Source organism: Stenotrophomonas sp. TWI1183, from assembly GCF_039673115.1.
Lineage (GTDB): Bacteria > Pseudomonadota > Gammaproteobacteria > Xanthomonadales > Xanthomonadaceae > Stenotrophomonas > Stenotrophomonas maltophilia_AA.
The window spans coordinates 13,207-35,260 of record NZ_JBDJKZ010000008.1; the positions used below are offsets into that span (position 1 = coordinate 13,207).

Annotated in this window: 15 protein-coding genes and 1 riboswitch; of the genes, 8 read left to right on the plus strand and 7 right to left on the minus strand. The window is 67.9% G+C overall.

What is annotated here, in order from left to right:
* Positions 1-13: 13 nt before the first annotated feature.
* The gene (locus ABE434_RS09615) at positions 14-874 is read right to left on the minus strand and encodes a PA4780 family RIO1-like protein kinase (RefSeq protein ID WP_346478660.1); all 861 of its coding nucleotides are present in this window, start codon (positions 872-874) and stop codon (positions 14-16) included.
* A 190-nt stretch (positions 875-1,064) separates the two neighbouring features.
* Here ABE434_RS09615 and ABE434_RS09620 point away from each other — a divergent pair, with 190 nt between their 5' ends.
* The 4 genes from ABE434_RS09620 to ABE434_RS09635 are packed head-to-tail and all read left to right on the plus strand — an operon-like array spanning position 1,065 to position 5,070.
* Entirely contained in the window at positions 1,065-2,192 is a 1,128-nt protein-coding gene (locus tag ABE434_RS09620) for a DJ-1/PfpI family protein (RefSeq protein ID WP_346478661.1), read from the plus strand.
* A gap of 4 nt (positions 2,193-2,196) precedes the next feature.
* A complete protein-coding gene (locus ABE434_RS09625) occupies positions 2,197-2,883 on the plus strand; it encodes a response regulator transcription factor (protein ID WP_346478662.1) in 687 nt (228 codons plus the stop codon).
* A complete protein-coding gene (locus ABE434_RS09630; protein ID WP_346478663.1) occupies positions 2,880-4,283 on the plus strand; it encodes a HAMP domain-containing sensor histidine kinase in 1,404 nt (467 codons plus the stop codon). The genes ABE434_RS09625 and ABE434_RS09630 overlap by 4 nt, the downstream gene beginning before the upstream one ends.
* Positions 4,249-5,070: a hypothetical protein gene (locus ABE434_RS09635; RefSeq protein ID WP_346478664.1), complete on the plus strand. Its 822-nt coding sequence runs from the start codon at positions 4,249-4,251 to the stop codon at positions 5,068-5,070. Before ABE434_RS09630 ends, ABE434_RS09635 begins: the two co-directional genes overlap by 35 nt.
* Before the next feature lie 26 nt (positions 5,071-5,096).
* On the opposite strand, the gene ABE434_RS09640 is transcribed toward ABE434_RS09635, so the two are convergent.
* Positions 5,097-7,184, minus strand: coding sequence for a catalase (locus ABE434_RS09640; protein WP_346478665.1), 2,088 nt, complete (start codon positions 7,182-7,184; stop codon positions 5,097-5,099).
* A gap of 181 nt (positions 7,185-7,365) precedes the next feature.
* Between ABE434_RS09640 and ABE434_RS09645 the strand changes: the two genes are divergently transcribed.
* Complete coding sequence (locus tag ABE434_RS09645) at positions 7,366-8,076, plus strand: AraC family transcriptional regulator (RefSeq protein WP_019183477.1); 711 nt, start codon at positions 7,366-7,368, stop codon at positions 8,074-8,076.
* A 75-nt stretch (positions 8,077-8,151) separates the two neighbouring features.
* Positions 8,152-9,549: an amino acid permease gene (locus tag ABE434_RS09650; protein ID WP_346478751.1), complete on the plus strand. Its 1,398-nt coding sequence runs from the start codon at positions 8,152-8,154 to the stop codon at positions 9,547-9,549.
* A 714-nt stretch (positions 9,550-10,263) separates the two neighbouring features.
* Here ABE434_RS09650 and gcvP read toward each other — a convergent pair.
* Positions 10,264-13,143 carry an aminomethyl-transferring glycine dehydrogenase gene (gcvP, locus tag ABE434_RS09655; RefSeq protein WP_346478666.1) on the minus strand — a complete coding sequence of 960 codons (2,880 nt, stop codon included), beginning with the start codon at positions 13,141-13,143 and terminating at the stop codon, positions 10,264-10,266.
* A gap of 88 nt (positions 13,144-13,231) precedes the next feature.
* Positions 13,232-13,333: riboswitch (glycine riboswitch) on the minus strand.
* Between the two features lie 280 nt (positions 13,334-13,613).
* On the opposite strand from gcvP, the gene ABE434_RS09660 reads away from it, so the two are divergent.
* On the plus strand, positions 13,614-14,837 hold the full coding sequence (locus ABE434_RS09660; RefSeq protein WP_346478667.1) for a multidrug effflux MFS transporter: 1,224 nt from the start codon (positions 13,614-13,616) through the stop codon (positions 14,835-14,837).
* Positions 14,838-14,908: 71 nt separating this feature from the next.
* A complete protein-coding gene (locus ABE434_RS09665; RefSeq protein WP_346478668.1) occupies positions 14,909-15,295 on the plus strand; it encodes a hypothetical protein in 387 nt (128 codons plus the stop codon).
* An 81-nt stretch (positions 15,296-15,376) separates the two neighbouring features.
* Here the strand turns inward: ABE434_RS09665 and ABE434_RS09670 are convergent, their stop codons facing one another.
* From ABE434_RS09670 to ABE434_RS09685, 4 genes are all read right to left on the minus strand, one after another.
* Complete coding sequence (locus ABE434_RS09670; protein ID WP_346478669.1) at positions 15,377-17,359, minus strand: M2 family metallopeptidase; 1,983 nt, start codon at positions 17,357-17,359, stop codon at positions 15,377-15,379.
* A 344-nt stretch (positions 17,360-17,703) separates the two neighbouring features.
* Entirely contained in the window at positions 17,704-19,356 is a 1,653-nt protein-coding gene (locus ABE434_RS09675) for a phosphoethanolamine--lipid A transferase (RefSeq protein WP_346478670.1), read from the minus strand.
* The gene (locus tag ABE434_RS09680; protein WP_346478671.1) at positions 19,353-20,123 is read right to left on the minus strand and encodes a phosphatase PAP2 family protein; all 771 of its coding nucleotides are present in this window, start codon (positions 20,121-20,123) and stop codon (positions 19,353-19,355) included. Before ABE434_RS09680 ends, ABE434_RS09675 begins: the two co-directional genes overlap by 4 nt.
* 100 nt (positions 20,124-20,223) lie before the next feature.
* The gene (locus tag ABE434_RS09685; RefSeq protein ID WP_346478672.1) at positions 20,224-21,933 is read right to left on the minus strand and encodes a glycosyltransferase family 39 protein; all 1,710 of its coding nucleotides are present in this window, start codon (positions 21,931-21,933) and stop codon (positions 20,224-20,226) included.
* Positions 21,934-22,054: the final 121 nt, after the last annotated feature.

Below are 22,054 nucleotides of genomic sequence, written 5' to 3' on the forward strand. Positions count from 1 at the left end.
CGGCGCCCCCCGCTCAGTCGTCGTTTTCTTCGGCGGCTTCGCGACCCTGCTGGCGGATCAGCGCTTCCTCGCGCGCATCGTTGATGGCGTGGCGCACGCCATCCAGGTCGATGGTGCTTTCATCCTGCTCGAACTCGCCGGTCAGCACGCTGTCCGGGAGCAGATCGCCGGCCTCGAACAGCGCCCACATCTCCTCGCCGTACCAGGTCTCCAGCAGCTCCGGCGCCCAGCGGCCGAGGTAGGCGGTGAGGTTGTTGACGTCGCGCAGCAGCATCGTGCGTGCGGCGTTGTTGCCTGCCGCGCTGACCACCTGCGGGAAATCGATCACGACCGGGCCTTCCGGGCCGACCAGCACGTTGTACGGCGACAGATCGCCGTGGATCAGCCCGCAGCACAGCATGCGCACGACCTGGCGGACAAGGATCTGGTGGAACTCCCGGGCCTGTTCGGGGCTCAGTTCGACCTCGCCCAGGCGCGCGGCGGAATAGCCCTCGGCATCGGTGACCAGCTCCATCACCAGCACGCCGTGGAAATAGCCATACGGCTCGGGCACGCGCACGCCGGCATCGCGCAGCTGGTACAGCGCATCGACCTCGGTGTTCTTCCAGGCCGCTTCCTGCTGCTTGCGGCCGTAATTGCTGGCCTTGCCCACGGCGCGCGCTTCGCGGCTGCCACGGACCTTGCGGCCTTCCTGGTACTGCACGCGCTGCTGGAAGCTGCGCTGGGCCATGTCCTTGTAGACCTTGGCGCAACGCACATCGTCGCCGCTGCGGACCACGTATACCGCTGCTTCCTTGCCGCTCTTGAGCGGGCGGAGCACTTCATCGATCACGCCGTCGTCGATCAGCGCCTGCAAGCCTTGGGGGGTCTTCACGGTATCTCGGGAATCGGCGGGCGCGGGGCCTGCCCTGGAGGGGGAGGGATTTTCGCATCTTCGGGGCGAGGGAGCCATCGACACGGCACCCGGCGGCCGGGTTGTTCAGCTGTGTGCACGCCGGCGCCGGCTTGAAATCTGCTTCACATCCGCGCGGCAGGCTGGGGTCACTTCCCAAGGAGTGCCGCTCATGATGCTGTCCCTGCTGCGCCGCACCGGTGCCGTCCTGGCCCTGCTGATGGCCATCCCGACACTGCACGCCCGCCCCGCGGCGTCCGATACGGTGCTGATCGTGGTCAGCGGCGAAGGACGCGATCACGGCAAGACCCGGCCTGGCTTCGAGATGGACGAGTTCGCCCAGGCCTACCTGATCTTCCGCGACAACGGCCTGGCCGTGCAGGTCGCCAGCCCGCGTGGCGGGCCGGTGGAAGCCGACAAGTTCGATCCGAAGGAACCGTTCAACGCGCGCGTCCTGGCCGATCCGGCGGCGACCGCGCTGCTGGCCGATACCCGCGCCACCGCGACGCTCAGCGCGGCCGACTACGCAGCGGTCTACGTGGTCGGCGGCAAGGGCGCGATGTTCGACCTGCCCACCGATGGCGCACTGCGCGCTCTGCTGGGCACGGTGCACGACCGCGGCGGCGTGGTCGCGGCGGTCTGCCATGGCCCGGCGGCGCTGGTGGAGGTGCGGCAGGCGAACGGATCCCGGCTGGTCGCCGGGCGCCGCATGACCGGCTTCACCAACGCGGAGGAGGGCGTGTTCGGCAAACGCTGGGCGAAGGAGTTCCCGTTCCTGCTGGAAACCGCGCTGCGCGAGCGCGGTGCGCACTGGGAGCAGGCGCCGCTGATGATGCCCAAGCTGGTGGTGGACGGTCGGCTGATCACCGGGCAGAACCCGTACTCCACGCCGGCGGTCGCCGAAGCGATCGTGCGCGCCATCGGTCGCACCCCGGTCGCCCGCACCCCTTGGCGCGATGAAGCCAGCATGGCGCTGGTGCAGCGCCTGCTCGACGGCGAGGGCGACGCGGTCAGGCGCACGCTGGCCAGCGACCGCACCGGCTATCACGACCAGTTGATCGGGGTGCTCGGCTACTACCAGCTGCAGGCCGCGCAGGACGATGCCGCGGTGCGGGATGCGCTGGCGATCATGCAGTTGGCTGCGCCCTACATGAGCGAGCCGCAGCTGCCGCTGGGCATCGCGCAGGCACATTGGCGGCTGGGCGAGGTGGCGCAGGCGCGCAGCGTGCTCGGCAAACTGCTGGAATCCCACCCGGACATGGCCGAAGCTAAGCAGCTCAAGGCCACGATCGAAGGCTGACCCGATGCACGACGGCCTGCACATCCTGGTCATCGAGGACAACCCGGCGCTGCGCGCCGGCATGGCCACGCTGCTGGAGGCGCGTGGCCATCGCGTGGCCTTTGCCGCCGATGGCCGCAGCGGCCTGCAGATGGCGCTGGACGAACCGCCCAACGTACTGGTGCTGGACCTGACCCTGCCGGGCATGGACGGCCTGCGCGTGTGCAGTCATCTGCGCGAACAGGCCGACCGCCACATCCCCATCCTGATGCTGACCGCGCGCGATACGCTGGGCGACAAACTGATCGGCTTCCAGGCCGGTGCCGATGACTACCTGGTCAAGCCGTTCGCCGGCGAGGAACTGTTGGCGCGATGCCTGGCGCTCGCCCATCGGCACGGCCGACGCGACGGGCACGTGCTGCGCATCGGGTCGCTCGGCATCGACCGCCGTAGCGGCGCCGTGTGCCGCAGTGGGCAGACGATCGAGTTACCACAGACGGCCTATCGGCTGCTGGTGCTGCTCGCCGAAGCCTGGCCGCGCACGGTGACCCGCAGTGAGTTGATCCGCCGTCTCTGGGGTGATGAAGCGCCGCCATCGGATCCGCTGCGCTCGCACCTGTACCTGCTGCGCCAAGCCTTGGACAGGCCGTTCGAGCGGCCGATGCTCAAGACCGTGCACGATGTCGGCTTCAAGCTGGAGGCCGACGCATGACGGCACCGGTGCACCGCCTGCGCAACCGCTTGATGCTGGCCTTCGCGGTGTTCGCGCTCGCGGTGGCCAGCCTGTTCGGCCTGTACGTGGCGGTGTTCGTGTACAGCGTGGAGGATCGCTTCTTCGAGGCGATGCTCGAACAGGAAGCACGGCAGCAGCTGGACCAGCGGGCTGCGAGTGGCACGTGGTCGCCGCCGCGCAATGCCTTCATGACGATCCACGACAGCCCTGCCACGTTCCCGGCGGACCTCAAGGTCGCCTTCAATGCCGAGCCGTGGCGCCGCGAGATCGCCGGCACCGCGGGACGGCACTATCACCTGCGCGCGCTGCAGCCGGGCGGATCCGGTGCACCGGGGTGGCTGGTCGCCGAGGTCAGCCAGCAGCTGGTGGTCCGGCCGATGCGCCGCCAGATACTGGCGTTGCTGGCCTGGTCCGGCGCGGCCGTGGTCGTGGTCGCCGTGCTGGCCGGTGCGTGGCTGGCGCGACGTACCACGCGGCCGTTGTCGAAACTCGCGGCACTGGTGGATGACATGGCACCGGATCGTTTGCCGGTCGGGTTCGCGGCTGATTTCCCCGATGACGAGGTCGGTGTGCTGGCCCGTGGCCTGGACAGGCTGAGCGGGCAGGTGCGCGCCTTCGTTGCGCGCGAACATGCGTTCACCCGCGATGCCAGCCATGAGCTGCGCACGCCATTGGCCGTGATCCGCAGCGCGACCGAACAGCTGGCCCGCGAGCCGGGACTGTCTGCGGCCGGGCGGTTGCAGCTCGACCATGTACAACACTCCGCGCGTCACCTCGAACAGACCGTGATCACCCTGCTCACGCTGGCCCGCGAAGAGAACGTGGAACGGGACGCGACGCCGCTGGCGGTACTGCCGGTGCTGGAACAGGTGGTGGTCGAGCAGGCGGCGCTGCTGGAGGGCAAGCCGGTGGCGGTGCGGGTCGATGTGCCCGGCGACGCGCGCCTGACGGTACCCGGTCCGGTCCTGCACATGCTGCTGGCCAATCTGGTGGGCAATGCATTCGCGCACACGCGGGCCGGGGAGGTGCACATCGACGTCGCGGCCGGACGGCTGCGCATCCGCAACACGGCGCCGGCAGGCGACCCCGACACGATCGTGCGGGCATTCGCGAAAGGCGAGGGCAGTGCCGGCTTCGGGCTCGGCCTGGCGATCGTGCACCGGCTGTGCGACCGCTTCGCCATCGACCTGCGCATCGAGGGAACCGAGCACGCCACGGTCGCCAGTTTCAGCGTGCAGCAAGGCCGCGCTCACGGCTGCCCCACGCAGGGCGTGGCAACGGGGGCCGGCCCGCTTCCGTCGACCGCAAAAGTACGCGATGCTCTGCCGAACGGGGGAGGGGCGCATGGGAAACAGGGACGAGGGCAGTATCCACGGTGACGTACCGGCGGGCATCGCGACCACCGCTGGCGGTGAGTCGCGGGCACCGGTGGATGATCAGGCGCCGACCGACTGGTCGTTGCTGCCGGTCACGCACGGCAATGAAGATTCGATGGTCGCGGTGATCTGGCGCCTGCTGCGGCAGGAGCCGGCGCTGATGGTGAGCGCCGGCTACGTGTTCCTCTCCGTGCTGGGGTTGTGGTCGAGCTACTTCTTCTATTTCAAATTCCGGCTGTCGATCCTGGACTACCTGCAGGTCAGCGACTTCCTGGTCGCCGGGCTGCGCGATCCGGCCTACGTCCTGATCCTGCTGCTGGGCGCGCTGCTGGCAGTGCTGCTGGGCTGGCCGGAAACACTGCGGCGGCGCAACCCGGCCAAGGTGGCACGCCTGCGTGCGCGGCACTGGGGATGGCGGATGCTGTTCTCGGAGTCGCCGTGGATGAACTGGGAATTCTCCGGGCTGCGTCCGCTGACCGGTATGTGCATTGCGGTGGTCTGCTTCATGGCATTCGGCGCGGCACTGTATGCCCTGAGCTCGGCCGAGAAGATCCTCGAGGGCAGGGGCGGTACGTCGGTGCAGGTCGTGCTCGGTGATGACGCGGCGGCGCTTCCCGGCACCGCGAAACTGCTGGGATCCAGCAGTGCCTTCGTGTTCCTGTGGTGGCCGGAGCAGCGGCGCGCCGAGGCAGTGCCGATCGGCTCGATCCGCCGGCTGCAGTCGATGGCCGTCCCCGTGAAGCCGGCGCCGGTGCCCAAGCCGGCCCCTGCGGCGCCCGCGCCGCGCTGAGATCAGCACGGCGCACCGCGCACGGCTCAGGCGAGCGTGCGCACCTTCGGCTCGCGGGCCCACTGGCGGGTGGCGGCAGCAGCGAGGAACGCCTTGGCATCCTCGGCCTCGACCACGCCGGCATCGTTGCCGACGCGGGCCACCTTCAGCAGCGCCTGTGCCCCATCGTCGGCGCCGATCGCCTTCAGATGCGCCCAGGCGTCGCTGACGAAGTCGATCGCGGCCGACTCCCTGCTCAGCTTCTTGGCCGCGTCATTGCTGAGCACGACGGCCACCGCATCGAAGATCACCGACGGCGTGCCTGCAAGCTGGCCGTCCGCCGCCAGCGTCTTGCCGTCACTGAGTTTGGCGCCACCGATCTTCGGCGCCACCAGCTTGACGCTGGCGCCGGCCTTGTCGGCGGCCTTGCGCAGGTTGGCGATCAGCGCGGCATCCGAGCCCTCGTCGAACAGGATGCCGATGCAGCGGCCCTTGAGCAGGTCCTTAGTGCGGCCGATGATGCGCACCTCCGGTGCCTTCGGGAAATCCTGCGCCGGGGTCTGCGTGGCGGCCGGTTCGGGCACGGCGGGCATCGCCAGACCGTCGGCCACGCGCTTGGCCAGCGTCTCGTCAATGTTGCGCAGGTGGCTCACGGTGCGCTCGCGCACCTTGACCGTCTCCACCTTGGACAGCTCGAACACCAGCGCCGAGGCCAGGTGCGCCTGCTCCGGGGCTTCCAGGCTGCGGAAGAACATCCGGGCCTGGCTGTAGTGATCGGCGAAGCTCTCCGCACGCACGCGGCCCTTGCGGCCATCATCCGGCGCGGTGGCGTGGCTGGGGAAGCCGTCGGGGGTTTCGCGCGGGGTGTCGCCCTGCAGGGAGCTGGGATCGTAGGCAACCCGCCCCTTCGGGATGCTCATCTGCATGTGGCCGTCGCGCTGGTGGTTGGCGAACGGACACTTGGGGGCGTTGACCGGAATCTGGTGGAAGTTCGGACCGCCCAGGCGGCTGAGCTGGGTGTCCAGATAGGAGAACAGGCGCCCCTGCAGCAGCGGATCGTTGCTGAAATCAATGCCCGGCGGCACATTGGCCGGGCAGTAGGCGACCTGCTCGGTCTCGGCGAAGAAGTTGTCCGGCCAGCGGTCCAGCACCATGCGTCCGATCACGGTCAGCGGGACCAGCGACTCGGGAATGATCTTGGTCGAATCCAGGTGGTCGAACGGGAACGATTCGGCCTGTTCCTCGGTGAAAAGCTGCACGGCCAGCTCCCACTCGGGGAAGTCGCCGGCGGTGATCGCCTCGAACAGATCGCGCCGGTGGAAGTCGTTGTCCGCGCTCTGCAGCTTGACCGCCTCGTCCCATACCGTGGACTGGATGCCCAGCTTCGGCCGCCAGTGGAATTTGACGAAGGTCGATTCGCCGGCATCGTTGATGAGCCGGAAACTGTGGATGCCGAAGCCTTCGATGGTGCGCAGCGAGCGCGGGATCGTGCGGTCGCTCATCGCCCACATGATCATGTGCATCGACTCGGGCATCAGCGACACGAAGTCCCAGAAGGTGTCGTGCGCGCTGGCCGCCTGCGGGAAGGCGCGGTCCGGCTCCATCTTCACGGCATGGATCAGGTCCGGGAACTTGATCGCGTCCTGGATGAAGAACACCGGGATGTTGTTGCCGACCAGGTCCCAGTTGCCTTCCTTGGTATAGAACTTCACCGCGAAGCCGCGCACATCGCGCGGGGTGTCGACCGAACCGGCGCCGCCGGCCACGGTGGAGAAGCGGGTGAACAACGGGGTGCGCACGCCCACTTCGCTGAGGATCCGGGCGCGGGTGTACTCGCCGAGCGAGCGGGTCAGCTCGAAGTAACCGTGCGCTGCGCTGCCGCGCGCATGCACGATGCGCTCGGGGATGCGCTCATGGTCGAAGTGGGTGATCTTCTCGCGCAGGATGAAGTCTTCCAGCAGGGTCGGCCCGCGCGGGGTGGCCCGCAGCGAGTTCTGGTTGTCACCGACCGGGATGCCCTGGTTGGTGGTCAGCACCGGGTGGCCGTTGCCCGCACGCTGGTGCAGTTCATCCCCCTCGCCGCGGACATCGGCAGGTGCGGGGGCGTTCTTCGTGCTTTTCTTGCTGGCGGCCATGAGGCGACTCCGGGAGCTGGCGGGAAGGGGATCGCCTCACACTGGCGGCCAGGGCGTTAATCGAGGGTGCGAATACGCGGCCCTGCTTGCACCCGCGCTTCACATGCCGCGTCCGGCGGCTGTGTGGGCGGGGCCCGGGCAGGTATCCTTGGGCGCGTCTTCTCCTGTGTTTCCCAGCCGCATGCGCGTTGAACCCGCCGACATCGAAGCCTTGTTTGATGCGATCCCCGACGTCCTGTTCTTCATGAAGGACTGCGACGGGCGCTATACGCACATCAACCAGACCATGCTGCGCCGGCTCGGCCTGAAGTCGCGCAAGGAGGTGATCGGGCGCACCGCGGCGGAGATCTATCCCACCGGGCTGGGCGCGGATTACGCGACCCAGGACGAACAGGTGCTGGCCGGCAAGGTCATCGAGAACCTGATGGAGCTGCATCTGTTCGCCAACCGCGAGCCGGGCTGGTGCCTGACCTGCAAGCGGCCGCTGCTGGTCGACGGGCAGATCCGCGGGCTGATCGGGATCTCGCGCGACCTGGGGCAGAAGGACAGCCTGGGCACCCAGTACGAACAGCTCCGCCTGGCCCTTGCCCATCTGAATGCGCACTACGCGGAGAACGTGCGCATGCAGACCCTGCTCGACATCACCGGATTCTCGCTGTCCAAGCTGGAGCGCACCTTCCGCAAGGTGTTCCAGATGACCCCGCAGCAGGTCCTGACCCGCCTGCGCATCCAGATGGCGGTGCACCTGCTGCATGGCCCGGACAGCATCGCCAGCATCGGCCAGGCCTGCGGCTTCACGGACCAGAGTGCCTTCACCCGCAAGTTCAAGGCCGAAGTCGGGCTGTCGCCCCGGGCCTACCGCGCCCAGATCGGCGAGCGCGCCGCCGCCTGAGGCGGGAAGGGGCTTCCGGCCTATGCCGCCGCGCGGCCGACAGGGTATGGTGTCGCACTTGTTGCCCGCCAATCGATTCCGATGCCCGCATCCCAGACTCCGGCTCCCGCCACCCCGCCCGCCGCTGCCCGCCTCGGGCACGCGCTGAAGCCCCGCCAGCTGATCATGATGGGCCTGGGCAGCGCGATCGGCGCCGGCCTGTTCCTCGGCTCCGGTGTGGGTGTTCAGGCCGCCGGCCCCGCGGTCCTGTTGTCGTATCTCGTCGCCGGCGCGCTGGTGATCATCGTGATGAACGCGCTGGGCGAAATGGCCGCAGCCAAGCCGACCAGCGGTGCGTTTTCGGTGTATGCCGCCGACGCGATGGGGGCCACCGCCGGCGCGACGGTGGGTTGGCTGTGGTGGGTGCAGCTGGTGATCGTGATTGCCGCCGAGGCGGTCGGTGCGGCCGGCCTGCTCGCCACGGTATGGCCGGCGATTCCGGTCCCGATGGCGGCGCTGGCCTTCATGCTGTTCTTCACCGCGATCAACCTGCTCGGAGTGAAGAACTTCGGCGAGTTCGAATTCTGGTTTGCGATCCTCAAAGTCGCCGCGATCGTCGGCTTCATCCTGATCGGCGTGGCGCTGCTGATGGGCTGGCTGCCGGACGTGGCTTCGCCGGGCCTGCGCAACTTCACCGAGCACGGCGGCTTCATGCCCAAGGGGCTGGCCGGCATCGGCGCGGCGCTGCTGGTGGTGATATTCGCCTTTGGCGGCACCGAGATCGTGGCGGTGGCCGCGGCCGAAACCGAGGATCCCGAGCGCAGCATCGCCCGTGCGATCCGCACCGTGGCCTGGCGCATCCTGGTGTTCTACATCGGTTCGCTGAGCGTGATCATCGCGGTGGTGCCGTGGACCAGCGAGGCGCTGAAGTCGCCGTTCGCGGCGGTGCTGGAAGCGGCGAAGATTCCGGGCGCGGCGACGGCGATCACGCTGATCGCGGTGATCGCGCTGCTGTCGGCGTTGAACGCCAATCTCTACGGTGCGTCGCGGATGATGTATTCGCTGGCGCAGCGTCGTGAGGCGCCGGCGGTGCTGGGCTGGACCGACCCGCGCCAGGTGCCGATCATCGCGGTGCTGGCAAGTGTGCTGTTCGGTTTCGCGGCGACGGTGATGGAGCTGCTGTTCCCGGACAAGGTGCTGCCGGTGCTGCTCAATATCGTGGGTTCGACGTGTCTGCTGGTGTGGACGATTTCGCTGTTGTCCCAGTTGATCCTGCGCCATCGTGCGAACCGCGATGGGACGCGTCTGCCGTTTCGGATGGCGGGGTATCCGTATCTGACGGTGTTCGGGTTGGGGGTGCTGGCGCTGATCTTCGGTCTGTTGCTGTCCGAGGCGCACACGCGGGTGCAGTTCCTGTCGATGGCGGCGCTGACGGTGGTGATTGCGGCGAGCAGTGAGATTTCGCGTCGGGTGCGTGCTGCAGCCAACAGCTGACAGCTAACAGCTAACAGCTAACAGCTAACAGCGGCAGGTTTTGGGGTCCGCTGGTTGGGGCGGGCACGGGTGGGTTGTCGGGACCCGCCGCAAGTACGTCCCTGTAGGCTCGTGTGTTGCCATCCATTGCAACACACGGTCCCGCCAACCCACCCATGCCCACCCTTTGACAGGGGGCTGGTGGGCAATGGAAAGTCCAAAGCAGAAAGCAGAAAGCAGAAAGCAGCCGAGCTGGCGCTGCGCTGCTCGCTTCTCGAGTCTGATTGCTCACCGCTAAGCGCTCAGCGCTCAGCGCTCGGCACTCAGTACTCAACGCTCGACACCAGCACCAACACCAGCACCAGCGCCGGTGCCGATGCCGATGCGATTGGCTGAAAAGCAATGCGACGACCGCAGGGCGTGCCGAGGCTCGTCTCCGCCGCGCGGCATCTGCGTTTGTTTTCTCATAGGCGACCGACCCATTGTCGAGGGGCTGGGGTGTGTGGGTTGGCGGGACCATGAGCGCCATGGATGGCGCGACACGAGCCTCCATGGATGGATTCACGGCGTGTCCCGCGAACCCACACACCCCCGCCCAGCCTGCAGAATCTGAGGGCCGCTCTCCTTCAAAAGCGCGCGGGAACCGGGAGTCGGGAGGCGGGGAGTCGGCAGCACCCCATAACAAAAACGGCCCGCTTGCGCGGGCCGTCTGCTGTTGCCTCAGGGCAGGAGGGCTTAGACCTCCACGCCCTCGTCTTCCTTGTACGCATCGACCGGGATGCAGGCGCACATCACGTTCTTGTCGCCGTAGACGTTGTCCACGCGCGCCACCGGCGGCCAGTACTTCTGCTGGCGCAGGCTGGCCAGCGGGAAGGCCGCCAGCTCACGCGGGTAGGCGTGGGCCCACTCGCTGGCCGAGACCGCCGTGGCGGTGTGCGGGGCGTGCTTGAGCGGGTTGTCCTCGCGATCCAGACGGCCGTCTTCGATCGCGGCGATTTCCTCGCGGATCTGGATCATCGCGTTGATGAAGCGATCCAGCTCGTGGAGCGATTCGCTTTCGGTCGGTTCCACCATCAGCGTGCCGGCGACCGGGAAGCTCAGGGTCGGGGCGTGGAAGCCGAAGTCGATCAGGCGCTTGGCCACGTCCTCGGCGCCGATGCCGGAGGTCTTCTCCAGCGGACGCACGTCCAGGATGCACTCGTGTGCCACCAGCCCGTTGCGGCCGGTGTACAGGGTCTTGAAGTGCGGGGCCAGGCGCTTGGCGATGTAGTTGGCGTTGAGCAGCGCGACCTGGGTCGCCTTGCGCAGGCCGGCGGTACCCATCAGCGTGATGTACATCCAGCTGATCGGCAGGATCGAGGCGCTGCCGAAGCTGGCCGCACTGACCATGCCGACATCGCCTTCGCCGCCCAGCACCTTCGGCAGGAACGGCGCGAGGTGCGACTTGACCGCGCACGGGCCGACGCCCGGGCCGCCGCCGCCGTGCGGGATGCAGAAGGTCTTGTGCAGGTTGAGGTGCGACACGTCCGAGCCCCACTTGCCGGGCTTGGCCACGCCGACCAGGGCGTTCATGTTGGCGCCGTCGGTGTACACCTGGCCGCCGTGCTTGTGCACGATCTCGCAGATGTCCACCACCTCTTCCTCGAACACGCCATGCGTGGACGGGTAGGTGATCATCAGCGCGGCCAGGCGGTCGCTGTACTTCTCCGCATTGATGCGGATGTCGTCCAGGTCGACGTTGCCGTTGGCATCGGTCTTGGTCACCACGACCTTCATGCCGCACATCTGCGCGGAGGCCGGGTTGGTGCCGTGCGCCGAATCCGGGATCAGGCAGACGTCGCGATGGCCTTCGCCGCGCGAGCGGTGGTAGGCGCGGATCGCCAGCAGGCCGGCGTATTCGCCCTGCGCGCCGGAGTTCGGCTGCAGGCTGACCGCGTCGTAGCCGGTGCACTCGACCAGCATCGCTTCGAGGCCGTCGATCAGTTCCTTGTAGCCGGTGGCCTGGTCGGCCGGGGCCAGCGGATGGATGTTGGCGAACTCCGGCCAGGTCACCGGGATCATCTCGGCGGTGGCGTTGAGCTTCATGGTGCAGCTGCCCAGCGGGATCATGGTGCGATCCATGGCCAGGTCCTTGTCCGCCAGCGAACGCAGGTAACGCAGCAGTTCGTGTTCGCTGTGGTGGGTGTTGAACACCGGGTGGGTCAGGAAGGCGCTGGTGCGCACCAGATCGGCCGGCAGCGCATCGGCGGTGGCCGCATCCAGTGCGTCCACGTCGACGGTCGCACCGAACAGCTGGCCGAGCGCGACGATGTCGGCGCGGGTGGCGGTTTCGTCCAGGCTGATGCCGACCGCGTCGCTGTCGATCGCACGCAGGTTGATGCGCGCTGCGGCGGCCTTGGCGTGGATCGCCTTGGCGTCGATGTCCTTGACGTGCAGGGTGTCGAAGAAGTGCTCGCCCACGTTGACGCCGGCGCTGCGCAGGGCAGCGGCCAGGATCGCGGCCAGGCGGTGGGTGCGGCGGGCGATGCGGGTCAGGCCTTCCGGACCGTGGTACACGGCATACATCGAGGCCATCACCGCCAGCAGCACCTGGGCGGTACAGATGTTGGAGGTCGCCTTCTCGCGGCGGATGTGCTGCTCGCGGGTCTGCAGGGTCAGGCGGTAGGCGGCATTGCCCTGCGCATCGACCGAGACGCCGATCAGGCGGCCCGGCATCGAGCGCTTGTACGCATCGCGGCAGGCCATGAAGGCGGCGTGCGGGCCGCCGAAGCCGAACGGCACGCCGAACCGCTGCGAGTTGCCGACCACGATGTCCGCGCCCCATTCGCCGGGGGCGGCGATCAGGGTCAACGCCAGCAGGTCAGTCGCCACCGCGACCAGGCCGCCGCGCGCGTGCACGGCATCGGCCAGCGCCTTGTAGTCGCCGATATGGCCGAAGGTATCCGGGTACTGCAGCAGCACGCCGTAGGCTTCGGCGTCCATCGCCTCGGCCGGGGTGCCCACGCGCAGCACGATGCCCATCGGCTCGGCGCGGGTGCGCAGCAGTTCCAGCGTCTGCGGGTGCACCGCGTCGTGCACGAAGAAGGTGTCGGACTTCGACTTGGCCGAGCGCTTGGCCAGCGTCATCGCTTCAGCGGCAGCGGTGGCTTCATCCAGCAGCGAGGCGTTGGCGATCTCCATGCCGGTCAGGTCGGCGCACAGGGTCTGGAAGTTGATCAGCGCTTCCATGCGGCCCTGCGAGATCTCGGCCTGGTACGGGGTGTAGGCGGTGTACCACGCCGGGTTTTCCAGCACGTTGCGCAGGATGACGTTCGGGGTCAGCGTGCCGTAGTAGCCCTGGCCGATGAAGGTGCGGAAGACCTGGTTCTTGTCGGCGATGGCGCGGATCTTGGCCAGTGCCTGCACTTCGGTCAGCGACTCGGGCAGGTCCAGCGGTGCCGGCGACTTGATCCCGGCCGGGACGATCGCATCGGTCAGCGCGTCCAGCGAGGCGTGGCCGACCACGTCGAGCATCTGTGCGATTTCGGCGTCGTTGGGGCCGATGTGGCGTTCGACGAACGCGTGGCTGTGTTCAAGCTCGCGCAGGGAGGGGGTGTTCTGGGACATGGCTGGCATCTCGGAGAGTGGGCACGCACGTTCGGAAGGCGGTCGGGCCAGGGCGCGTCGCGGGCGACAGCGATCCACCGGACCTTGCGGTCTTCCTGGGTGCCCCTCTGTCCTTTTGCCTGAGAGTTTAAAAGCGCGCATCTGCGTGCTTCGTGCCCCTTCGGCGCCGGCATTCGCCGGTCTCTCCAGAGTTTTGATGCGGGTGGTATCGGGCCTGAGCGATTACGGGCGTTGCGCCTTCGGCAGCGGGTGTCCGCTTCTCCCACCATGTAGCCCGGCGATTATAGCCCAGCGCTTTCGGCCGCTGGGCCTTTCCAGCACATGAATACGGGGCCATCCGGACCCCGGAAACGTGCCCCCGGGCATGGTGCCGGGGGCGGCAAAGGCCTATGATCGCTGGATCCTCGTATTCATCTGGCGCCGCCCGTACCGGGCTGGCGCCCGCCGCGCATTGCGCACGGCCGCTGACGGAAGCCCGCATGACGCCCGCCTCACCCTCGACCCGCCGCCTGGCCCTGCTGCTCGCAGGCCTGGCGATGTTCGGTCCGTTCTCGATCGACACCATTTTCCCGGCCTTCCTGCTGCTGGGCGACCGCATGCAGGTGGACCAGGTCGCGGTGCAGCAGACCATCAGCGTGTACCTGCTGTTCTACGGCCTGATGAGCCTGGCGCACGGCCCGCTCTCGGATGCGTTCGGCCGCCGGCGGGTGATCATCGGCGGGCTGGTGCTGTTCATCGGCGCCTCGATTGGTTGTGCGCTGTCGCGCGACATGACCACGCTGCTGGTGTTCCGCGCGCTGCAGGGCGTGACCGCCGGTGTCGGCGTGATCGTCGGCCGCGCGGTGATCCGTGATCTGTACCACGGCGCCGATGCGCAGCGGTTGATGAGCCAGGTCTCGATGATCTTCGGCGTCGCGCCGGCGATCGCGCCGATCATCGGTGGCTGGATCCTGCTGGGCGGCGGCGACTGGCCGTTGATCTTCTGGTTCCTGGTGCTGTTCGGCGTGGTGCTGCTGCTGGCTACCAGCAAGTGGCTGCCCGAAACCCACCCGGTGGAAGCACGCACGCCGCTGTCGATGCGCGAACTGCTGCGCAGCTACGCGCGCATGGGCTCCAACCCGCGCCTGCTGCGCCTGGCCGCGGCCGGTGCGTTCAATTTCTCCGGCATCTTCCTGTACATCGCCTCGGCGCCGGTGTTCGTGATGCAGCACCTGCAACTGGGCGAGGGCGGCTTTGCCTGGCTGTTCATTCCGACCATCGGCGGCATGACCGTGGGCTCGTTCCTGTCCGGCCGGATGGCCGGGCGGATCGTGCCGCAGCGGCAGATCGCGATCGGCTTCGCGCTGTGCGCGGTCTCGGCGCTGCTGAATTTCGGTTACGTGGTGTCGGTGCCGCAGATCGCATTGCCGTGGGCGGTGATGCCGATCTTCCTGGGCGGTGTCGGCATGGCGCTGATCTTCCCGATCCTGGCGCTGGCCGTGCTGGACATGTATCCGCATCAGCGCGGCCTGGCCTCGTCCATGCAGATGTTCATCCAGCTGATGATCAACACGGTGGTGGCCGGCGTGGTCTCGCCGATGCTCAGCAGCAACCCCCTGCATCTGGCCCTGGGCTACGCGGCGTTCTTCGCCGTCGGTGGCAGCTTCTGGTACTGGGAGCGGCACGCCGAGCGCCGCCGTGAAGTACTGACGCCCATCGAGTGACCCCCCTGCCGCACAGGCCCGCCAGGGGCCGTGCGGTATCCTTGGCGCTTTGACGCAGTCCGGATTTTCCCATGTCGACCACCTCCAAACTGCGCCGCGACATCCGCCGGCGCCGCGAAACCCAGGCCGCCAACCGCGAGCAGGCCACCGCCACGCCGGTTGAGCCGCATGCCGAACTGCGCGACCAGCAGCGCACGCTGCTGGCCGGCATCGTCCGCCGGGACGGCGAGTGGGTGCTGGGCATGGATGGTCGCATCGCCGGCCAGACGCGGAGCGCGGCGCGGGTGCTGGCCCTGATCATGCAGGCCGCCGAACTGCACGAACGCCAGGGAACGCCGGTGCGCCTGGTGTATTCGGATGCACTGAAGGACGCCGCGCATGCCGAGGCGAAAGCGGACGGCATGGATTTCGAGCAGTTCAAGGTCGAGCTGGCGGCAGCCCTGAAACCGAAGTCATAACGCCGCGCATCAAAAAAAAACCGGCCTTGCGGCCGGTTTTTCGTTTTACCGCTGTCGCCGGGCGGGCCCCGGCGGCAGCCGTTACGGTGCCTTGGGGGCCACCGGTGCAGCCGCGGCCGTCGGAGCCTGCCAGCCACACATCTGGCCCTGGTTCTGCTGCTTGAGCCACTCGTTGACCGGGGTGAAGTACTCGATCATCGGGCCGGCATCGAGCTTGTCGCCGCCGGTGATTTCCTTCAGCGTGGCCTGCCACGGCTGGCTGGCGCCCTTGCTCAGCATCGCCCAGAACTTCTGGCCGGCTTCCTTGTTGCCGTAGAAGCTGCACTGGTGCAGCGGGCCCTTGTAGCCGGACGCATCGCACAGGCCCTTGTAGAACTGGAACTGCAGGATGCGCGCCAGGAAGTAGCGGGTGTAGGGGGTGTTGCCCGGCACGTGGTACTTGGCACCCGCGTCGAAGAATTCCTCACCGCGCGCGCTGGCCGGGGCCACGCCCTGGTACTTGGCCTTCAGGTCCCACCAGGCCTGGTTGTAGTGGTCCGGGGTGATCGAACCGTCGAACACGCCCCAGCGCCAGCGGTCGATCATCAGGCCGAACGGCAGGAACGACACACCGCTCAGGGCCATGCGCATCTGCGCGTTGATGGTGGCTTCGCGGCTTTCCTGCGGCGTGTCGACCAGGCCGATCGAGTTGAGGTACTGCGGCGTCATCGCGAGCACGATGGTGTCGCCGATCGCTTCGTGGAAGCCGTCGTTGGCGCCGCCCTGGAACAACGGCGGCAGCGGGTTGTAGGCCAGGTCGTAATAGATATGGCCCAGCTCGTGGTAGATCGTGGTGAAGTTCTCTTCGTTGGGCTTGATGCACATCTTGGTGCGCACGTCGCCGTCCATGTTCATGTCCCACGCGCTGGCGTGGCAGACCACATCACGGTCCAGCGGCTTGATGAACTGGGTCTTGTCCCAGTACGACTTCGGCAGGGCCGGCATGCCGAGCGAGACGTAGAAGTCCTGCGCGCGCTCGGTCATCTGCTTGGCGGTGCGCAGTTCGGCCTCACGCTGCGCCTTGTACAGCGCCTCCACGTTCGCGCCGCTGCCGGCCTTGGCCAACGCGCCGCTGAGGTTGGTCTGGTACTGCTTTTCCAGTGCGGCGGTGATGTCCAGGTTGCCGGCGCCGGGGTACGGTTCCAGCTGGTCCCACAGGTTGGACCAGTCCTGCTGCCACATGTTGCCGGTCAGGTGCGCGGCGATCAGGCCGCCGTTGACCTCGGCTTTGTCCTTGCCGTAGGTGGCGTCGAGCTTGGTACGTGCATAGCAGTGCAGCTGCTCGTACATCGGCTTGACCTGGTCCCACAGGCGGTCGGTTTCCGGTCCGATCTGGTCGGCGGGCATGTCGTAGCCGCTGCGCCACATCTGGCCGGCGTCGGCGAAGCCCATTTCCTTGGCCCCTTCATTGACCAGGCTGACGAAGCGTTCGTAATCGGCGCGCATCGGCTTGGTGGTGCCGTGCCAGCCCTGCCAGGCGTCGAGCTGCGCGTCGTAGTCGCGGCTGCGGGCGAGCACCTGTTCCAGATCGCCGAGCTGGCGACAGGTCTGCGGGTTGGCTTCGTCGGTGCAGTACTTGCCGGAGCCGTAGGCGCCTTCCATGCGGCTGGCGATGCGGGTCAGCTCGGAGAGCTTGGCCGGGTCGCGCGGGGCGGGCATGGAGGTCATCAGCTTGAGCAGGTGGATCTGGCGCTTGGTGTCTTCGCTCATGGGCTGGCCGTCGTACTGGCCGGCCTGGGTGATCCAGCCGTTGAGGACGGTGAGCCAGCGTTCGTTGGCCTTGGCAGCGACGCGCTCGGAATCGTCATTGATGTAGGTGGAGGACAGCCACTGCGCCGAGGTCATTTCCGGGTACATGGCCTTGTACTCGGCGTTGACGCGGGCGATGAACTGGTCCGCGGTTTCCTTGGACTGGGTGGCGCCCGCAGCCGGTGCATCGGCGGGGGACGGTTCCTTCTGGCAGGCCGCCAGCGTCAGTGCGGCAGCACTGACTGCCAGGGCCAGCAGGAGCGGGCGGTGGTTCACGGGCACATCCTTGGGTGGTGACAGACCGGCGAAGGCTAGTGAAGCGCCGGTCGCACCGCAAGGGGCAGGGCAGCAGGGGGCGTTTCGATTGGCAGCGCCAACGTCAACGGCGATGCGTCCGTGCTCCGTGGGGCGGTGCGGTGCGGGTGGGTTGTCGGGACCCGCCGCAAGTACGTCCATGTAGGCTTATGTCGCGCCATCCATGGCGCTCATGGTCCCGCCAACCCACCCACACCACCCCGTCGACAGTGGGTCGGTGCGCACGGAGAAACAGCGGCTCTTTGTCCGGCTATCCGCCGACGCGCCGAACTGAAGAGCGAATATCTGACAGCAGACTGTCCGCTTCAAACCTCGCACCCGGCAAAAAGATCCCGGTCACGCTCATACACCGATGTCCTGACCTGCATCAGCCCGAGGACCGACGGGAACAGATTGTCGTGATCGGTGTACTTGCCCGCGCGCTCCCGCACGCAGGCCAGGTTGAGCCCACGGTTGGCGGCGAAGGACGGGGAGAACCACATCGCCATCGGCACGCGGGTCTGTTCCTGCGGCGCGATCGCGTACGGAACGCCATGCAGGTACAGACCCTTCTCGCCCAGCGACTCGCCGTGATCGGAGAGGTAGATCATCGCGGTGTCGTAGTCGTCCATGCCCTTGAGGGTGCCGATCGTGCGCGAGAGCAGGTGATCGGTGTACAGCAGCGCGTTGTCGTAACTGTTGGTGATCTGCGCGCGGCTGCACTTGCCGAGGTCCGGTGTATCGCAGGTGGGGGTGAAGCGGCGGAAGCGTGCCGGATAGCGTTCGAAGTAGCTCGGCCCGTGGTTGCCCAGCTGATGCAGCACCACCACGCGGTCGCCGGGTCTGGCGCGGACCTGGGCGGCGAGGTCGTCGATCAGGATTTCATCCATGCAGCGCCCGTTGGTGCACAGGGTCGGGTGCTTGGCATCGTCCAGTGCCTGCATCTCCAGGCCCTCGCAGACGCCCTTGCAACCGGACTGGTTGTCGCGCCACAACGTGGCGATGCCGGCGTGGTCCAGTACGTGCAACAGCGACTGGTGCGCGCGGATCTTCTTCTCGTCGTAGTCGTGGCGACCGTAGGGCGAGAACAGGCAGGGCAGCGAGACTTCGGTGCTGGTGCCGCACGAATGCATGTCGGGGAAGTTGATCACCCCGGCCTGGGCCAGTTCCGGCGTGGTCTGCCTGGTGTAGCCGTTGAGCCCCCAGTTCTGCGCGCGCGCGGTTTCACCCATGACGATCACCAGCAGGCGCGGGCGGCTGCCGGCGGCATGCGGGGTCGCCTTGGCATCCATGCCGATCGGCAGCTTGGGGGCGCGCTGGATCGGATTGTCACCGCGCAGTGCCTTGGGCAGGCCGAGCAGGACGTTGCCGGGCGTGGCCAGGTAGCGCACTTCGCGTTGGTTGCGCATCAGCGACGACATTTCCTGGAAGGACAGCATCGCCCCGCCGAAGGCGATCAACGCCGAGAGCAGCAGAAAACCGATACGCCACAGCAGCGCCGCGCCCAGCGTGCGCCGGCGCAGCTGCACGCGCCACAGCAGCAGCATGGGTGCGAAGGCCAACAGCAGCAACGGCAGGATCAGGGTGGGCGTGATCAATTCCCGGCTTTCCTTGTGATCGGTCGCCAGCACGTTGCGCAGCATGTCCGCATCCAGATAGATGTGGTAACTGCCCATGTAGTGCGCAGCCAGTGCGGTGCAGATCAGCAGCACGCTGAGGACCACTTTGGCATTCCAGCGCCAGACCAGCAGCCCCATCAGCAGGCTGTGCGCGCCGACCAGGAACAGGAACAGCGAGAGTGCGAATCCAATGCTGCCCGGGTGGGTCGCCATCGCGCTGTGCCAGAACAGGCCGTTGCAGGCGACCGCGAAGAACACGCTGGTGAGCAGGATCAGGGTCTCGGTGGTGCACTGCGGGCGCCAGGCGCGCAGGGTGGCCAGCGCCGGGAAGCGTGTAGCACGCGGGAGGGCGGCGCTCATGCCACGTCTCCCTGCGCACTGACGGGCGCCGCGCTGCGTTCGAGCACGCGGATGCGTTCCACCAGCAGGTACAGGGCCAGCGACACCGCCCAGCAGGTGGCCAGCGTCCACAGATCATGTGAGAGGAAATGCGCGCCACGCAGTTGCTGCGAAATCCCGAACACGCCGCCGGCCAGCAGGCCGATCGCCAGGCCGCGCCAGCGCCAGGCGGGGCGCACCATCAGGGCGAAGAAGTACAGGCTGATCCATGCAAAGCCTGCGCTGGAGTGCCCGCCCGGGAAGCACACCCCGCGCGGCATGCCCGGTGGGCGTGTGGCGAACAGGCCGATGAACGCGCGGGTGCCGCCGTAGCGGGTGAGATCCCACGGGCAGTCCATGTTGGTGAATGACTTGAGCAGCGAGACCAGACCGGTGCCCAGCGCGACCGCCAGCACCAGGTACAGCAGCGGCCAGCGCCACCCGGCCGCACGCTCACTGCGCCACGCGTGGAAACACAGCACGATCGCCACGAGCGCCGCCACACTGCTGGCCCATTTGCCGGCCTGATGGATCAGATGCGTGGTGAACCAGGCGTTCTGCAGCGCCCACTGCTGGCCTTCCAGGCGATACCACTGGTCGGCCAGCCACTGGTCGCCCCCGGCGCCCATCAGCACCGCACTGGCGAGCAGGGTCAACGCCAGCGGAGCCCAGAGGTGGTCGCGGAGGAAACCCGGCGTGGCCGTGGCAGCGGGCGCGGAGGAAAGAGCAACGGTGGACGCTGGGAACATGGACAAAGGGGCCGGCGGAGATTCCGGCGCCATGGTCGTCAGCGGGGTGTCGGAGAGCGGTCGGAGCGATGTTGGCCGCCGGTTAAGCGCGGCCTGCCGTTCAGTCTTCCTCGTCCTGCGCGGTGTCGGTCGCGGTCACCGCCGCGTGGCAGTCGGCCTGCCACGCGGTGCCCGGGAACAGCAGCCAGCGGTTGCGGTTCGCGCTGCCGATCTCGATCACGGCCGCGGGGTCCACGCAGGGACTGATCGCTTCATCCAGCACCAGCAGCCAGCGCTGCGCGGGCGCCTGCGCCAGCCACGGGCCGGCGGCCTGCCATTGCTGCTCCCACGGTGTCTTGAAACCGAAGTCGGTGACGGGGCGGTCGGCCTGCAGCAGGTTCTGCTCGCGCCAGGCGACCACGCCCAGTTCGGCCTGCGGGCCGATCCGCGCGCCCACCTGCCGCATCACGGCGGAGGCGGAGCTGTACGGATCCAGCGTGGGCATCAGCACCCAGCCATACAGATTCCAGAGCAGGCATGACGTCGCCACCACCAGCGCGCCGACACGGCGTGGCCGCCACCACAGTGCCAAGGCCAGCAGCAGCACGCCGAAGGCGAGCAGCCAGCCGCCGAGCACCGGCAGCAGGCTGTCGGGCATGGCGCGCCGTGCCAGTTGCGCATGCGCCCACGCACTGCCGTTCCAGAGCTGCAGGCCGATGTACAACCCGGCCGCGCCCAGCAGAACGACATAGGCCCACAGCAGCCAACGCAGCCCGGCACGACGCAGCAGCCCGGGCAGCAGGGGCGCGGCGGCCAGGCACAGCGCGGGCAGCATCGGGAAGATGTAGACCTCACGCTTGCCTGGGCTGGCGCTGAAGAACACCAGTACCAGCAGGGCCCAGCCCAGCAGCAGCCACCAGCGCCCGTCCAGGCGCTTGAGGCGCCGCCACCAGGCCGGGATCAGCGCCGGCAGCAGCAGGCTGCCGGGCAGCCACAAGGTCGCCATCACCTGCAGGTAGTACCAGGCAGGTTTCACGTGGTGCCAGGCGTTGGCGTAGCGGGTGCCGGTCTGTTTGAACAGCAGTTCACGCGCATACGCGTGCAGGGCCGGATCGGGCGAGTGCAGCAGTGCCACCCCCAACGGCGCCAGCCAGACCGCGGTGCCGAGCAGGAACGCCGGCAGCAGCCACCACAGATCGCGCGCGATGCCCGGCGGCAGCGCCGTGCCACGGGTGCGCCAGCGCCAGAGGGCGAACGGCACCAGCACCAGCAGCGGCAGGAAGCCCACGCCCTTGGTCACCGTGCCGAGACCCGCCGCGAAACCGGCCAGCCACAGCGCCGGCCGGTTGCGACCCTCCAGCAGGTGGCGCAGCAGCCCCCACAGCGACAGGGTGGTCATCGCCACCAGCACCATGTCGATCTGGGCCCGTTTGGCCATCAGGCCGAACTGCAGGCAACTGAACAAGGCGAGCATCGCCCACCCGCCGACGCGCCGGCTCCACAGCCGCCGACCCAGATCCCAGGTCAGCCACAGGGTCAGCAGGGCAGCCAGCAGCGAGGGCACCAGGAAGGCAACGGCCCAGCCGCCGAACAGCTGGTGGCTGGCCGCCTGCATCCACATGAAAACAGGGGGTTTTTCCGCATACAGTTCGCTGCCGCGGTGGGGCAGCAGCCATTGGCCGGAGTCGACCATGGCGCGGGCCGCCAGCACGAAACGCGGCTCATCCGGCGGCGAGGGCTGGCGCAGGCCGATGCCGGCCGCCAGCGCCACCAGCAGGGCAAGGCAGACCAGCACACGCGGCCAGCGCCGCAGGAAGGAGGATTCGGTCACGCCCAGGCTCATCGGCAAAACAGCCACTGTCTCCCCGACAGCGTAGGAAAAGCGTCGTAACCACCCCATTGCGACCGGATTCCGACATGGTTCCCGCTACCATGCGCCCAACCGGTCAAGA